This is a genomic window from Devosia oryzisoli (assembly GCF_014837245.1).
Classification (GTDB): domain Bacteria; phylum Pseudomonadota; class Alphaproteobacteria; order Rhizobiales; family Devosiaceae; genus Devosia; species Devosia oryzisoli.
On the sequence record NZ_JACYFU010000006.1, the window covers coordinates 150,637 to 164,560 of the forward strand.

The 13,924-nt window shown below is 59.4% G+C and carries 12 protein-coding genes; 5 read left to right on the top strand and 7 right to left on the bottom strand.

The genetic code is table 11. The features are described from left to right. Window positions 1-39: 39 nt before the first annotated feature. Window positions 40-1,329: an adenylosuccinate synthase gene (locus tag IC608_RS17775; protein WP_191778269.1), complete on the bottom strand. Its 1,290-nt coding sequence runs from the start codon at window positions 1,327-1,329 to the stop codon at window positions 40-42. Between the two features lie 168 nt (window positions 1,330-1,497). On the opposite strand from IC608_RS17775, the gene IC608_RS17780 reads away from it, so the two are divergent. Next, complete coding sequence (locus tag IC608_RS17780; protein WP_191778271.1) at window positions 1,498-2,439, top strand: DMT family transporter; 942 nt, start codon at window positions 1,498-1,500, stop codon at window positions 2,437-2,439. 63 nt (window positions 2,440-2,502) lie between these two features. On the opposite strand, the gene serA is transcribed toward IC608_RS17780, so the two are convergent. Both serA and IC608_RS17790 read right to left on the bottom strand, forming a co-directional pair. Further along, window positions 2,503-4,086, bottom strand: a complete 1,584-nt coding sequence (gene serA, locus IC608_RS17785) for a phosphoglycerate dehydrogenase (protein WP_191778273.1) — start codon at window positions 4,084-4,086, stop codon at window positions 2,503-2,505. A gap of 158 nt (window positions 4,087-4,244) precedes the next feature. Continuing rightward, entirely contained in the window at window positions 4,245-5,426 is a 1,182-nt protein-coding gene (locus IC608_RS17790; protein WP_191778274.1) for a phosphoserine transaminase, read from the bottom strand. A gap of 369 nt (window positions 5,427-5,795) precedes the next feature. On the opposite strand from IC608_RS17790, the gene IC608_RS17795 reads away from it, so the two are divergent. Together IC608_RS17795 and IC608_RS17800 are read left to right on the top strand one after the other, a co-directional pair. Then, on the top strand, window positions 5,796-5,996 hold the full coding sequence (locus IC608_RS17795) for a hypothetical protein (RefSeq protein WP_210316421.1): 201 nt from the start codon (window positions 5,796-5,798) through the stop codon (window positions 5,994-5,996). A gap of 88 nt (window positions 5,997-6,084) precedes the next feature. After that, on the top strand, window positions 6,085-6,459 hold the full coding sequence (locus IC608_RS17800; RefSeq protein ID WP_191778276.1) for a hypothetical protein: 375 nt from the start codon (window positions 6,085-6,087) through the stop codon (window positions 6,457-6,459). A 224-nt stretch (window positions 6,460-6,683) separates the two neighbouring features. Here the strand turns inward: IC608_RS17800 and IC608_RS17805 are convergent, their stop codons facing one another. From IC608_RS17805 to IC608_RS18665, 3 genes are all read right to left on the bottom strand, one after another. Further along, window positions 6,684-8,621 carry an elongation factor G gene (locus tag IC608_RS17805; protein WP_191778278.1) on the bottom strand — a complete coding sequence of 646 codons (1,938 nt, stop codon included), beginning with the start codon at window positions 8,619-8,621 and terminating at the stop codon, window positions 6,684-6,686. A gap of 1,511 nt (window positions 8,622-10,132) precedes the next feature. Beyond that, the gene (locus IC608_RS17810) at window positions 10,133-10,546 is read right to left on the bottom strand and encodes a hypothetical protein (RefSeq protein WP_191778280.1); all 414 of its coding nucleotides are present in this window, start codon (window positions 10,544-10,546) and stop codon (window positions 10,133-10,135) included. A 464-nt stretch (window positions 10,547-11,010) separates the two neighbouring features. After that, window positions 11,011-11,232, bottom strand: coding sequence for a DUF4189 domain-containing protein (locus tag IC608_RS18665; RefSeq protein WP_428056361.1), 222 nt, complete (start codon window positions 11,230-11,232; stop codon window positions 11,011-11,013). Window positions 11,233-11,447: 215 nt separating this feature from the next. Between IC608_RS18665 and IC608_RS17820 the strand changes: the two genes are divergently transcribed. Both IC608_RS17820 and IC608_RS17825 read left to right on the top strand, forming a co-directional pair. After that, window positions 11,448-11,864 carry a hypothetical protein gene (locus IC608_RS17820; RefSeq protein ID WP_191778283.1) on the top strand — a complete coding sequence of 139 codons (417 nt, stop codon included), beginning with the start codon at window positions 11,448-11,450 and terminating at the stop codon, window positions 11,862-11,864. Between the two features lie 60 nt (window positions 11,865-11,924). After that, window positions 11,925-12,266: a hypothetical protein gene (locus IC608_RS17825; protein ID WP_191778285.1), complete on the top strand. Its 342-nt coding sequence runs from the start codon at window positions 11,925-11,927 to the stop codon at window positions 12,264-12,266. Between the two features lie 737 nt (window positions 12,267-13,003). Here IC608_RS17825 and IC608_RS17830 read toward each other — a convergent pair. After that, window positions 13,004-13,423 carry a Ros/MucR family transcriptional regulator gene (locus IC608_RS17830; protein ID WP_191778287.1) on the bottom strand — a complete coding sequence of 140 codons (420 nt, stop codon included), beginning with the start codon at window positions 13,421-13,423 and terminating at the stop codon, window positions 13,004-13,006. Window positions 13,424-13,924: the final 501 nt, after the last annotated feature.

A 13,924-nucleotide genomic window follows, 5' to 3' on the forward strand; every position in this document is an offset into this window, starting at 1 on the left:
GGTACTCACTCTTGCGGCGATGTCTTTTAACAAAATTTCTCAGTCTTGGAACGGGTCTACCACCAGAATGGTGTCGGCGCGCTCGGGGCTGGTGGAGAGAAGCGCCACAGGTGCGCCGATCAACTCCTCGATGTAGCGAACATATTTGACCGCCTGCGCCGGCAGCTCCGCCCAGCTGCGGGCACCGGCCGTGGTTCCCGACCATCCCTCGAGGGTTTCGTATAAAGGTTTGACACGGGCCTGTGCTCCCATTGAGGCAGGCAAATAATCAATGCGTGAGCCATCGAGCTCGTAGCCGACGCAGACCTTGATCTCCTTGAGCCCGTCGAGAACATCGAGCTTGGTGAGGGCAATGCCGGTGATGCCGGATGTCTTGACCGTCTGGCGCACCAGAACGGCATCGAACCAGCCGCAGCGGCGGGCCCGGCCGGTGTTGACGCCCACCTCCCGGCCGACGGTGGCGAGATGCTGGCCGATCTCGTCATCGAGTTCGCAGGGGAAGGGACCTTCACCGACGCGGGTGGTATAGGCCTTGGTGATACCCAGCACATAGTCGAGCGCCGTCGGTCCGAGGCCCGAACCGGCGGCAGCCTGACCCGAGACGGTGTTGGACGAGGTGACGAAGGGATAGGTGCCGTGGTCGTTGTCGAGGAGGGCCCCTTGAGCCCCCTCGAAGAGGATGCGGGCGCCTTCGCGGCGCTTGGCGTCCAATACGCGCCAGACTTGGTCCATGAAGGGCAGGATCTGGTCGGAGATGGAGGTGAGCTCGGTATAGATGGCCTCGGCCGAAATCTCGGCCAGGCCCATGCCGCGGCGCAGGGCATTGTGGTGAGTGAGCAGCCGCTCGATCTTGGGCATCAGCGTGTCCGGTTCGCTGAGGTCGACGAGGCGGATGGCGCGACGGCCCACCTTGTCCTCGTAGGCGGGGCCGATGCCGCGCCGGGTGGTGCCGATGCGGAGCCCCGAGTTGGCGTCTTCGCGGATGCCGTCGAGTTCGCGGTGGAGGGACAGGATCAGCGGGGCGTTGTCTGCAACCCGCAGGATTTCGGGAGTGATTGTCACGCCCTGGCCCCGCAGCTTCTCCATTTCCTGCACGAAATGGTGCGGGTCGACCACGACACCATTGCCGATGACCGACAGCTTGCCTTGCACCAGACCCGAAGGGAGAAGCGCCAGCTTGTAGCTGACCCCGTCGATGACCAGGGTGTGGCCGGCGTTGTGGCCGCCATGGAAGCGCACCACGACGTCGGCGCGCTCCGAAAGCCAGTCCACAATCTTGCCCTTGCCCTCGTCGCCCCACTGCGAGCCGACGACAACCACATTCGCCATAATCAGTCTTTCCCCAAATCACGTCGCATTGCACGCGACAGAATCGGGAGCGGCCTGATGCCGATCCCTTGCATAGCTTCGGACGCCGGAGGCTCCGGCGGTGCAATCGGGTTTGATTGCAGCCGAATACCTGTTAAGTCCCATTGTCCTTACATCACCATGGCGACGATGACAAAGCCGCTCGACATCGAAAATCGCGGCATATCGGCTCGCCTCTTCGATCACCCTTATCTTCTGCTGGTTCTGGCTCCCCTCTTCTGGGGCGGAAATGTGGTGGCGGCCAAGCTGGCGGTAGGGGAAATCGACCCGTTCCTGCTGCTGGCCAGCCGCTGCGTGGGAGCGACGCTCTTCATCCTGCCGTTCGCCTGGCGGTATCTCAAGCAGGACTGGCCGATCATTCGCCGGCGCTGGCCGCAGATCATGGCGTTCGGCGTGGTCGGGTATGCGCTTTTCAATGGTTTCCTGTATCTGGGACTGAAGTCCACGACGGCGGTCAATTCCGCTATCGAGCAGGCATCACTGCCCATGCTGATCCTGGGGGCCAACTTCATCGTCTTTCGCGTGCGGGCCCGATGGATACAGGTGGTCGGCGTGCTGCTGGCCATTTCCGGCGTCCTGTTGACGGCCACGCATGGCGACCCGCTGCGCCTCATTCGCCTCGATGTGAACATCGGCGACGGCTTCGTCATCCTCGCCTGCCTTTCCTATACTGCCTACACGCTCGCGCTGCGTTTTCGCCCGGCCATGCACATGATGAGCTTCATGGGCATCGCCTTCGCGGGCGCCGCCATAGCTGCGGTGGTGCTCCTGGCGCTGCTGGGCGGCGGCGTGGGCCAGTTCGCAACATTGGCGACGGCATCGCCGACGGTGTGGGGGGTGATCGTCTATGTGATGATCTTCCCGTCGATGTTCAGCCAGGTGTTCTATGCGCGCGGCGTCGAGTTGGTTGGCCCGAACCGGGCTGCGCCGAGCCACAACCTGATCCCGGTGTTCGGCACGCTCGGTTCGGTGCTGATCCTGGGGGAACAGCTCGAACCCTACCATTTCGTTGCCGCAATCATCATCATCGGGGGCATTGTGCTCGCCGAATGGGCGGCGCGGCGGGGCTGATCTGCCCCCAAAAAAATGCCCGGGAGAGACCCGGGCATTGGTGCTTGCGACTGTCCTGCCGTCTCAGAACCGAAGCGACTTGGCCTGCTTGACCCCTTCGAGGGCCACGACCTTGGCCAGTTGCGCTTCGTCGAGCGTGCCGTCGATGGACACCAGGGCAATGGCGTCGCCCCCGACATCGGCGCGGCCGAGGTTGAAGTTGGCGATGTTGATGCCGAGCGTGCCCAGAAGCGTCCCGAGCCGGCCGATGTGGCCCGGCTTGTCCTCATTGGTGACATAGAGCATGGACGGGGTGATCTCCGCTTCCATGTTGATGTCCTTAACCTGGATGATGCGCGGCTTGCCGTTGGCGAACAGGGTGCCGGCCACTGCACGCGTCTGGCGTTCGGTGGTGACGGTGAGGCGGATATAGCCTTCGTAAGCGCCCTGCTGGTCGCGCGTGGTGGTTTCCACAGTGATGCCGCGGTCCTTGGCGATCTGGGTGGCCGACACCATGTTGATGTCGCCCAGCGAGGGCTTGAGCACGCCGTTGATGGCCGCGGCCACCATCGGACGAACGTTGAGGTGTGCCGGGACGCCCTCGAACTCCAGCTTCACGCCCGTGATCGCCGTTTCCGTGAGTTGTCCCGCGAAAGAGCCCAGCGCTTCGGCGAGCTTGACCCAAGGGGTCAGGATGGGCGCTTCTTCGGCCGAGATAGAGGGGAAGTTGAGCGCGTTGGTGATTTCACCGCTCATCAGGTAGGCCGAAATCTGCTCGGCCACCTGCAGCGCCACGTTTTCCTGCGCCTCGGTGGTGGATGCGCCCAGATGGGGGGTGCAGATGACGTTGGGCAGTTCGAACAGCGGGTTGTTCTCGGCGGGTTCCTTGAGGAACACGTCAAGGGCGGCACCGGCCACCTGACCCGATTTGAGGGCGTCGTAGAGCGCCTCCTCGTCGATCAGGCCGCCGCGAGCGCAGTTGATGATGCGCACACCCTTCTTGGTTTTGGCCAGCGTATCCTTGTTGAGAATGTTGCGCGTGGCGTCGATCAGCGGGGTGTGAAGCGTGATGAAATCTGCCCGGGCGAGGAGCTCGTCGAGTTCCACCTTCTCGACGCCCAGCGTCTGGGCCCGCTCGGGAGTGAGGAACGGATCGAAGGCAATCACCTTCATGCGCAGGCCGATGGCGCGGTCAGCGACGATCGAGCCGATATTGCCCGCGCCGATGAGGCCGAGTGTCTTGTTGGTCACCTCGACGCCCATGAAGCGGTTCTTTTCCCACTTGGAGGCGCGGGTCGAGGCGTCGGCTTCGGGGAGTTGGCGCGCCAGGGCCATCATCATGGCGATGGCGTGCTCGGCGGTGGTGATGGAGTTGCCGAAGGGCGTGTTCATCACGATGATGCCCTTCTTGGTGGCCGCGGGAATATCGACATTGTCAACGCCGATGCCGGCGCGGCCGATGACCTTGAGGTTGGTGGCGGCCGAGATGATCTTTTCCGTGACCTTGGTGGCCGAGCGGATGGCAAGGCCATCATACTGGCCGATCACCTCGAAGAGCTTGTCCTTGTCCTTGCCCAGGTCGGGCAGGTAATCGACTTCGACGCCATTGTCCTTGAAGATCTGGACGGCGGTGGGGCTCAGTTTGTCGGAAACGAGAACTTTTGGCATTTTGGGGATGTCCCTGAAATCGGATCGGCAGCCGCGCTGCCGAATGGGGGTGCGATCCCTCCGCACCGTCACCGCCCGGCTTGTCCGGGTGGTCCATGGATTGCCCGGTCAAGCCGGGCAATGACGATGAACAGAAGGGCGAAGCGTGAGATGAGAAACTAGGCGGCGGCCTTGAGCGTGGCTTTCTCCTGGGCGAAAGCCCAGTCGAGCCACGGGGTCAGCTTCTCGAGGTCGGAAGCCTCGATCGTGGAGCCGGCCCAGATGCGCAGGCCCGAAGGGGCGTCGCGATAGGCGCCGATGTCGTAGGCGACGCCTTCCTTGTCGAGGCGGGAGACAATGGCCTTGGCGAACGTTGCCTGGGCCTCCTCGTCGAGCGCCTTGACGGCTGGATCGGTGATGACGAGGCAGACGGACGTATTGGAGCGCTCGTCTTCCTTGTGCGCGAGGAAGTCGACCCAGGGAGTCCGCGCGACCCAGTCGGCAAGGACCTTGTAGTTGGCGTTGGCGCGGGCCTGCATAGCTTTCAGGCCGCCGATTTCCATGCCCCAATCCATGGCGTCCACCGCGTCCTCGATGCAGAGCATCGAAACGGTGTTGATCGTCTCGCCCTTGAAGATGCCCTCGATGAGCTTGCCGCCCTTGGTCATGCGGAAAATCTTGGGCAGCGGGCGATCTGGCTTGTAAGTCTCGAGCCGTTCGACGGCGCGCGGCGAGAGGATGAGCACGCCATGCGCGGCTTCGCCACCCAAGGCCTTCTGCCAGGAGAAGGTGACAACATCGAGCTTGGCGAAGTCGAGGTTCTGCGCAAACGCTGCCGAGGTCGCGTCGCAGATGGTGAGGCCCTGCCGGTCGGCGGGAATCCAGTTGGCATTGGGGACGCGGACACCCGAGGTCGTGCCGTTCCAGGTGAAGACGACGTCGCGGGTGAAGTCGACCTTGGTAAGGTCGGGCAGTTGGCCATATGGCGCTTCGAGAACGCGCACGTCATCGAGCTTGAGCTGCTTCTGGACATCGGTGACCCAGCCGGCGCCGAACGATTCCCAGGTCAGCATGTCGACGCCACGGGCACCGAGAGCGCTCCAGAGGAACATCTCGACGGCACCGGTATCGGAAGCGGGCACGATGCCGATGCGGTAGTCGGCCGGAACTTGTAGCAGTTCGCGCGTCAGATCGAGGGCGCGCTGGATGCGGGCCTTGGCCGGCTTGGCGCGGTGCGAGCGGCCGACGAGTGCGTCGGCAAGCACATCCAGCGTCCAACCCGGACGCTTGGAGCAGGGACCCGACGAAAAATTAGGATTAGCCGGTTTGACCGCCGGTGCGGTTAGGGGCGTATCAGCCATCTCAAGCGGCCCTCCCAGGCCTATGCGTCTCGCGTTAGGGCGAGATGTCCTGAGGCCGCAATTACGCCTGCGTCAGCGCGCCGTCAAGAGGCGCAGCGGCAATGCGCTGGTGGGGGTACCGTAATTTCCCATGTCGGATATGCATAACGAGGGGCATATCTGTGCAAAAACAATGGCCTAAACCCGTAATGGGTTACGAGCCACGTTGGGCCATTGCCGATCGGAGTTAGTGCGGCTCAACCTGGACAACGCCATTCGCAGAGTTTGTGCGTAAGCTTTTCTGAAGCTATCAGTGCGCTATTAGGACTGCCAAATAGGCTGGGATGAAGCGATAAGCTAATCTGGCTTGTTTTTCTCTGGAGCATCCTCGTGGCCGAGACCGACAAAACCCCGAAAACGCTGCCCCGCAAAGATGGGCGCAAGCCGTTCATGATCTATCTCGATCCAGAGCTGATCAAAGATATCAAACGAGCAGCATTAGAGGCTGACCGACCTGCATATGAGATCGTTGAAGATCAAATGCGGCTTGCCTTGGCTTCAGTGGAGGGGCTGCGGCGAACGCGCGGCTAAACGCTGAAAGCCTGCTAAGGGGTGGTTTGCGGACTGGCTGCTTTTCTGCTCCATATGATCTAAGCGGACCCAGAACAGGTGCATTATAGTGGGACGTTTGTTTGCGCTCACCTTTGTGTTGATGTTCATCACCCTTGCAGGCTGCTCACGGGCGCCAAAGCCCCAAAGCCCCTTCGGCAAGGCCGTCTACGAAGCGATGCTCCGATATGAAGCGTCGCCTGGTATCTTCGACATCAGTGATGAGATTTGTGGCACCTTCAACGAGGAAGACGTAGCGGTTGCGGTTGAGGAAATGCCCGAGTTGGATCCTCTGATGAGCGTGGGGGGTATCGGACCAACTCCGGGGAGCACCTCAGCCACCTTCCGCCGCAGTGTGGGTTGGCCATGGACACAGACGCTGTTCATCGATGTGAAGTCGGACGAAGGATATTGCTCAGCCCAGATCGGAAGGAGATCGACCTAATCCGATTATAGCCGCTTTGGAGCGACACCGTTCCCCCCATCTTAGTTCGGAAACGGGGTCGGCAGCGGACTGGCAGCGACGCGCCGATTGCGGTCGTTCAGCCAGACTCTGCGACTTCCCGAAAGCAGTCGGTCCGCGCAGGTTCTGGCCACTTCAACAACCGGGGTGGGTAGCGGACTGACGGCTTTCGGTTCCAAGAACACAAAAGCCGCCAGCTCGCTGAGCTACCTCCGCATTTTTGCCATGTAACCATTTCGATCAAATGGATTGGCCCCTATGTGCGGCCGTTTTGACGGCCTAGCCATGGGTGCGTAATGATCGAAGACGGCCTCCATGGCCGCAGACCCACCGGTCAGGTCGGGTAACTGCCGCTGAACGCCCTGCATCGCTACCGTTACAATAGTGCCTTCGAGCCTCGCTGCTCTTTCCTCAACATTTGTCGCGCTAAGTGTAGCACCGGCCTGGCCCAGCAGCGTGAGCAAGGCACCGATAGTGTCCGGCGGTGTGTCGATGCGGAACTTGCTGACTGGCTCGCACACGGCGGTCGTCGCCTTGGCAAGAGCCGATGCGAGAACAAGGGGCGTGAGGAGACGAAAGTCTCCTGCCGTACTTTCCGGTGCCGATTGCCCGGCCATGGTCATCGTGACTTGGCAGTCGATGACGGGCCAGCCATACCGCCCTTGCTTCAAAGTCTCCGCGACCGCCTCCTCGACAGCTCGATAGAAGCCAGCCGGCATCAGCCCGGAATTGACGTCGAAGCGAAAGCTGTTCCCCGATCCAGGAGGGCGCGGCTCCACGTGCAGGCCAACCGTCGCAAGGAACGGGTTCTGGCCCTCGCCAATATTTTCCACAGCCTCGGCAGACCCGACCACTCTTTCGGCACAGATCACGGTGCTTTCGAGAAAATCGACGGCAAGGTCGAAGTCCTGCTCCAGCGTTGTGCTAATGACCTCCTTCTGCACTTCGCCATAAAGCGAGAGGAAGATGTCGCCGTTCTGGTCGTCGTGGCGGAGATTGATGAGTGGATCCTGCTCGGCCAGTTGACCCAACGCTGTCCATAGCACCTGTCGGTCAGATGGGTTCCTGGCAAGCACTTGGGTTTCAAGCGTCGGTGGCGCGAAAAAGGTCAGGCGATCAGATGCTGCCCCCTCCCCGACGCCGTCACCGATCACGGCAGAAGCAAGTCCGGCAACGCGACCAATTTCGCCAGCCTGAAGCTGTTCCGAGCGCCGCAGTTTGCCGGCACTGAAGACATGAATACCGGTTACACGCTCATGGCTTTTCGGGAGGGCAAGCAAATCCCTTACCCGTATCGTCCCTGCTTCCAGTGCAATATAGGCCTGCTTCTCTCCACCCCAGCCACGATCGATCTTGAAGACCTTGCCTCGCACCGGGGCCAGAGGGGCGGGCGTAGCTGAAGGCAACAAGGCCACGAGGCCTGCGATCAATTCCTGCAGACCGACTCCCGTGGTAGCCGAGCCGGCGAATGCCGGATGAACCTGATTCGCGGCGACTTGAGCGGCCAGTGCTTTACGCAGCCGGCTTCCTGTCACTTGAACTGGATCGAGTACGACATCCGCCAACAATGCCTCATCATTCTCGATCAGCAGGTCGATCAGCCCATCTCGCAAAAGCCCATAGTCGAAGTCTATTGCCTCGACTGCGGACGTTCTGCCTCCTGCTCCAATCACACGGGACATCTTCACCGTGGACAATTCGAGCTGTTCCGTCAGAGTATGGACAATGCCGTCATAGTTCGCGCCGAGCCGATCGACCTTATTGATGAAGAACAGGAACGGCACCTGCAGCCGGCGCAGCGCCCGCACAAGCACTCTGGTCTGCGCCTGCACTCCTTCGACTGCCGAAACCACGACAATGGCGGCGTCGAGAACACCAAGAGTGCGCTCAACTTCGGCAATGAAATCCGGGTGTCCCGGCGTATCCACTAGATTGACGGTAACATCGCCTAGGGCAAAGGAAGCCACCGCGGCTTTGATGGTTATGCCGCGTTGCCGCTCGAGCTCCAGGCTGTCTGTTTGTGTATTTCCGGCATCAACACTACCAAGTTTGTTGATAGCGCCGGTTTCAAACAGCAGTCGTTCAGTTAGGCTGGTCTTGCCCGCATCGACATGGGCCAGAACGCCCAAATTCATGGTACGCATAAATCGTCATCTTCTGAAATTTCCACATGGGGTTTTGATCAGAAGGGACTCGGGGCATTGGGGCCTCTATGCGCGGACTAATATTTGATCGATGCCGCCATAGCGGCTCTCCGTGAATCTTTTGCCAATTGCTCCTCAGTGTCAATGAGTGCGCGCGCTACCTGGACAGTTACAAGTGCCGGACGTCCACATTCAGTCATCCGAGGCCGCCCCTTAGATGACCGCAATGGGGTCGGCAGCGGACTGGCAGCGACGCGCCGATTGCGGTCGCTCAGCCGGACTCTGCGACTTCCCGAAAGCAGTCGGTCCGCGCAGGTTCTGGCCACTTCAACAGCCGGGGTGGTTTTCTGCCGGTCGGCTATTGGCAGATTTTCCCAGTAAGCAGACTATGCCAGCAAAGCCTTGGAGTCTGGGCCCGTGACACTGATAATTCTGGCATTTCTGACCATACCCATGCAGATGTTTGGGTATGCCACCACCTGCACGCAAGGCGATAGCGGCAGTGCTTTAGCGAGTTCGGCCATCTCGGGCACGCTCCTGTTCGCTATGGCAGTTTTTCTATTACGTAGAGGGGCTTCAAATGGACTGGGGACCATTCCGCTAGTCTTCACCGCTATATTGCTCGTCGGGACGCTTGCATCCACTTCTTCTATTTGGCTCGGAACGATTAGGTACGGCACACCATGCGGCTCCGATTTCGCGTTCTATGCCCTTGAGGTGCCAGACCGGGCGGTAATTCTCCTTAGCTATCTGGCGCTTCCCATACTAAATGTTGCCCTCTGCTTGATGCTGTTGGCCCGAAAGCTTTCCGTGCCGAAATCGCCTACCTGAACAGTCGGTCTTGGCAACCAAAACACGCTCGTTCTATGACCCCAATGGGGTCGAAAGTGTCCCGGCTATAGCGTGCCCCGTTTCAGCCTTGGAAGCTGCCCACGCCGGTCGTTCAACTGAGCCGCCCGCCACGGCGAACACTGGAAGGTAGGGGACGAGCGGCTACTACTCGACAATGCTTGACGACCGCCAATCGGCGGCTGTCAGCTAGAGCAGTAGCGCAAAGATCAGCCGAAACGGAAGGTATGAAATCACCGAGGTTAAAAACAGAAACGGTGCAGCTGTCGGCACGCTCTTGGGGATGAATTTTTCTAAGGCTGGGAACTTATAAATTAGTAATGCACTGGCCGGGGAATACACGAAGAAAAAATAAAGAAGAAAATATCCAAGCTCTGGTTTGCTCAACGCCTATAGCACTCCATCCTGTGACTTTGACCATAAGCGGGCAAGCTATGCTAACAGCAATTTCTACGAAGCTCCAATTGGACAGTTCCACCACGTTCGGAGGTTGACTTGTTCGACATTGAGTATGTCCGTCAGATAAAGAGCATATTGAAGTAGGCGGTGAATGGAGATCTGCTGGTGACATGCCTCGGGTATTGAACCATCCGGCTGGGGATTTTACTGAGCATTGATAGTCACCGGTCGGCGGCCAAAAAAATTTTCGCCATTGTATTTCTTTACAACATGCTTTGGCTGTATATCGCTCTGCAGTATCCGCCAGGGGCGACGTAAATAAGCAAATGTTGGGTGCTAAAAAAACCAACTCCCCTCATTAACCGCCAAGCCATCGTTCCCGCAGGCTTTGCTGTTCTAATCTGCTTCGACTCCTCAAACAAGTCTGGGAAATCCATCGTCAGACGTTCCATTTTTGGAAGGTCAATGTTCGGGCACACGATGGAACTGATATCTTTTGTCTGATCTCGTTTAGCAGCTGGCGCCTCCCAAAGTTCTCGCCGTTGATCCAAAAGATTTTCGATCCAAAGGGCTAACGCAGCGCTATCGTTCATAGGTTCTTCCGCAAGTATTGAATTGTGGAGTGCACCTGCCACAAAAATAGCGGCTGAAAGAATCCGAAGCATCACACGATCCATATCACCTTGACTCCTTCGCCCCTCAGCCGGCCGACCCTCGGGCGCCAGATTGCGTTCGAAACAAAACCCTTAGATAGCGAAAAATTCCACGTCCACAGTCATTTATAATGCTCACACGCACTTAAGTGGCGAGTTCAGCGCGATCTATGTGCTCTTTTCGGTTCAGGGATGTCGCATCGGACGATCAATAATGGGCGCCATGTGGAGCCAACTGTCTGCCGCTGGCCATTCCTCAGCAAGTCTGTCGGTCTTGCGCGAAAACGCGTACGCGCGAGTAATACATGAAAAGCTCGGCGGCATAGTCGTGGGCGAGAAGATTGAAGAGAGGCCCAAAGCAGCCCTCGTCGAGGACGCCTACGGGTGGCCGGATCTCTGGACATTGGGCAGCATCTAGAGCGAGATGCTGGGCTTGTGGATCAGCATGGCTGGACGTTCGAGAACCCCTGACGGCAAAGGGCTCTCGCCTATCGACCGCAGAACTGATGCTCGATGGTGCAGGGGCCCGCGTTGAGCCCGTCACAGATGCGCATCGCCGCATCGTCCGCCCGCGGCTGACTTCCTGCCCAAGCCACGCCCCATTGGCTGCCGGTCGTGGCAATGGCAACGCAACCGCTGTTCCCGCTCACCACCACCCGGCAATCCGGATAGTGTGCGCTGCAGGCGCTCATGGCGTTATCATGGGCCATGTCCGGGAGGCGAAAGCGCTGCCAATAGGGCTGCTCATGGCCAGACTGCGCTACCGCCCAGGCGGCCAGGGCAGGAGAGACTCCAACGACAAGAAGAGGCCGCAGCGAGCAGAAGGCGCATAAGTATTCTCCATTGACGTGTTGTGCCTTATTCGCATTACAATGGACTAAATCTCTGTCGCTTCACAAGGTTCGCCTTTAGAACGAGTGTTTCGATGCGCCTGGTCCTGATTGTCCTTATGCTGTTCTTGCCGCTCGCAGCCGTCCAAGCGCAGGAACTGGGCGGCCACACCAACATGACTTACGACCCGCAGCACGGCACCCAGATCGAATATCTTTCGAGCAATGGCCGGTCCTATCTCTGGTACCCCGGCAATCGAAGCGTTCTGCCCGGACACTGGAAACGCAATGCCGACCAGCTGTGCTTCCAGTACGCCGCCAACACCTACAACCCCGCCACCGGTCAGCGCGGCGGGGGCTGGGAGTGCATGCCGCTCGCCCCTTATGTCCAAGCCATCGCCCAAAGTGCGCGCGGTGACCTTTTCGGCCTTGCCGAGCGGGATCGCGTGCCGTTCCGGCTCGATCGGCGCAAAACCACGCTCGAGAACCTAGCCGGGCGACTGGGCAACTGACGGACAAAGGGCGATGCCGGAACTCTGGACACCAACTATTTTTATCGAGGGATAATTTGCATGACCAAATGGCTCACCACGATACGGCTTTGCCTCCTGGCAACCGCGCTCACGGCCGGTGCAGCTGAGGCCAGGGACACCATTCAGTATTCGGGGCAGGATCTCCAGACGGACACCGCGATTGCGGTGTACTTCGCCGATGGCAACGCCCGCACCGGGCCCTACTTTTTCTCGATGAGCGGAGGCCTGATGCAGATGGTGATGTGCAAGGCCACGTTCGACTCTCAAAAGACCAGGATCCTGGTGGCCCTGCGCGAACATCCGGACTTCAGGGATCTGACCCCCGTCGCGGCGGCGTGCGAGCGGACCAGCCAGACGCCGCTCGATCCGCGGTCCCGCTAACGGTGTCGGCATCGCTGTCGTGCTGCCGGGGCAGAACGCCGCGAGGCTGTCAGGCAACAAACGTACTGGCCTGAGCGTAAAGGCCAACGCCTTCGACTGCCATTCCAGACTTACCCACGGATGAACTCCCTCATAATAAGCCTTGAAAGAAATATCTTGCGTTTCGTGAAAGGGGGTCTTTCTAATTCGCAACCACCCCAATCTCGAGATGACGAGTAGTACGCGGTCACCATAACGGACCACACTACGAAAGCGGTACAAAGCAGATCGAACAGTAAAAACACTGGACGGCTGCCGCCATCCCAAAAGTAGAAAAATACAAGAGCAGCAACACCACAAGCCGCAACGCGCCTGATCGAGCTGATGCTATCAGCCCTCAGCTCGGAAGCGCTTTTCCGTCCCGAATCCATTGCTCTCTCACCCAAGCGGTCTTTTGTCGAAACTATGCAATTACGTTGACAAGTTCGAAAGATCAGCACACGACCCCTACTACGTGAAACGGCCTTCACGAAATCAGCTCTTTCATGATGTTGGTCTGTTTGCGGCGACGTCTCGGCCTGCAAGGGCGTGTAAAACAACAGCCATTCCGCATGCTATACCGTGTCTGCTTCCCAGGCACACTCAGATGACCCGGAACGGCAGGAATGGGGTCGTACGGCTAGTTGCCGTCGGGTTGGCCCTGCTCGCGGTTGTTAAAGCGGAACCTCCTCCCCAGGCCTAACACGCAGAAAATTGCGTCATGCCTTGCGGCCCAGACCATTCTCTTTGGCCAGTTTGGAGCGGGTTGCAGAGTAGCTGGGGGCGACCATAGGGTAGTCAGCTGGCAGGCCCCACTTCTCGCGATATTCATCGGGCGAGAGATCGTAGTGTGTGCGCAGGTGCCGCTTGAGGGATTTGAACTTCTTCCCGTCTTCGAGGCACACGATATAGTCCGGAGCCACCGATTTCTTGACCGGCACGGCGGGCTTGAGTTCTTCTACGGAAGCCGGAGCCTCATGGCCTTGCAGCGCCCGGAGCGCCCCATGCACGTCGGAAATCAGCTTAGGCAGGTCGCCGGGGCTGACTGAATTGTGGCCGACAAAGGCCGCTACAATTTCGGCGCTCAACTCTATCAGTGCGGCGTCCGGCCCAGTAATCAGACCAGTATTGTCGTTCATCGGAAAGCCTTCTCCTTGGGTAGCTCGGCGCGATCGGGGTGCTCCAGCAGTCCATAGCTGATAAAACTTCAAAGACGAAGCACGAGATAAAGGCAGCCCTCCCCTCCAGCTCTGTTGACCGCCCGACCATTTCGGAAAGCCTCTGCCGCTTGGCACCGATGAATGTATCAGCTCGCCTTGGCGGATGCTTGTAGGACCCTAGGCGCCGGGGTAAGGACAATAACTTTGAGTGACCTACATCGAACTCAATCGCAGCTTCAGCGCCTCAGAAATGTGTTGCGAGGGCCGGCTGAAACGTGCCCCAAAACGGTCATGCCGGTCGCGCTCTCGGTTTCCTGTTAGCTTCCATCCCGGCCGCGGCCGACCGCTGTCGTCTTTGGGGTGGGTTCCTGACTGTCGGCTTCTGGCGACCGTCCCGCCGAAGCAGACGTTACACACTAGCCCCACAAGCGGGCATGTGAGTGAAGCGGCGGATTTGGTTCCGCCGCTTGGGCTGCTAGT

What these genes read in the sequence shown, in the direction of transcription:
- IC608_RS17830 (WP_191778287.1), bottom strand. Translation starts at nt 13,423, where the DNA reads ATGAACGACAATACTGGTCTGATTACTGGGCCGGACGCCGCACTGATA.
- serA (WP_191778273.1), bottom strand. Translation starts at nt 4,086, where the DNA reads ATGCCAAAAGTTCTCGTTTCCGACAAACTGAGCCCCACCGCCGTCCAG.
- IC608_RS17790 (WP_191778274.1), bottom strand. Translation starts at nt 5,426, where the DNA reads ATGGCTGATACGCCCCTAACCGCACCGGCGGTCAAACCGGCTAATCCT.
- IC608_RS17810 (WP_191778280.1), bottom strand. Translation starts at nt 10,546, where the DNA reads ATGGATCGTGTGATGCTTCGGATTCTTTCAGCCGCTATTTTTGTGGCA.
- IC608_RS17780 (WP_191778271.1), top strand. Translation starts at nt 1,498, where the DNA reads ATGACAAAGCCGCTCGACATCGAAAATCGCGGCATATCGGCTCGCCTC.
- IC608_RS17805 (WP_191778278.1), bottom strand. Translation starts at nt 8,621, where the DNA reads ATGCGTACCATGAATTTGGGCGTTCTGGCCCATGTCGATGCGGGCAAG.
- IC608_RS18665 (WP_428056361.1), bottom strand. Translation starts at nt 11,232, where the DNA reads ATGGCCCATGATAACGCCATGAGCGCCTGCAGCGCACACTATCCGGAT.
- IC608_RS17820 (WP_191778283.1), top strand. Translation starts at nt 11,448, where the DNA reads ATGCGCCTGGTCCTGATTGTCCTTATGCTGTTCTTGCCGCTCGCAGCC.
- IC608_RS17825 (WP_191778285.1), top strand. Translation starts at nt 11,925, where the DNA reads ATGACCAAATGGCTCACCACGATACGGCTTTGCCTCCTGGCAACCGCG.
- IC608_RS17775 (WP_191778269.1), bottom strand. Translation starts at nt 1,329, where the DNA reads ATGGCGAATGTGGTTGTCGTCGGCTCGCAGTGGGGCGACGAGGGCAAG.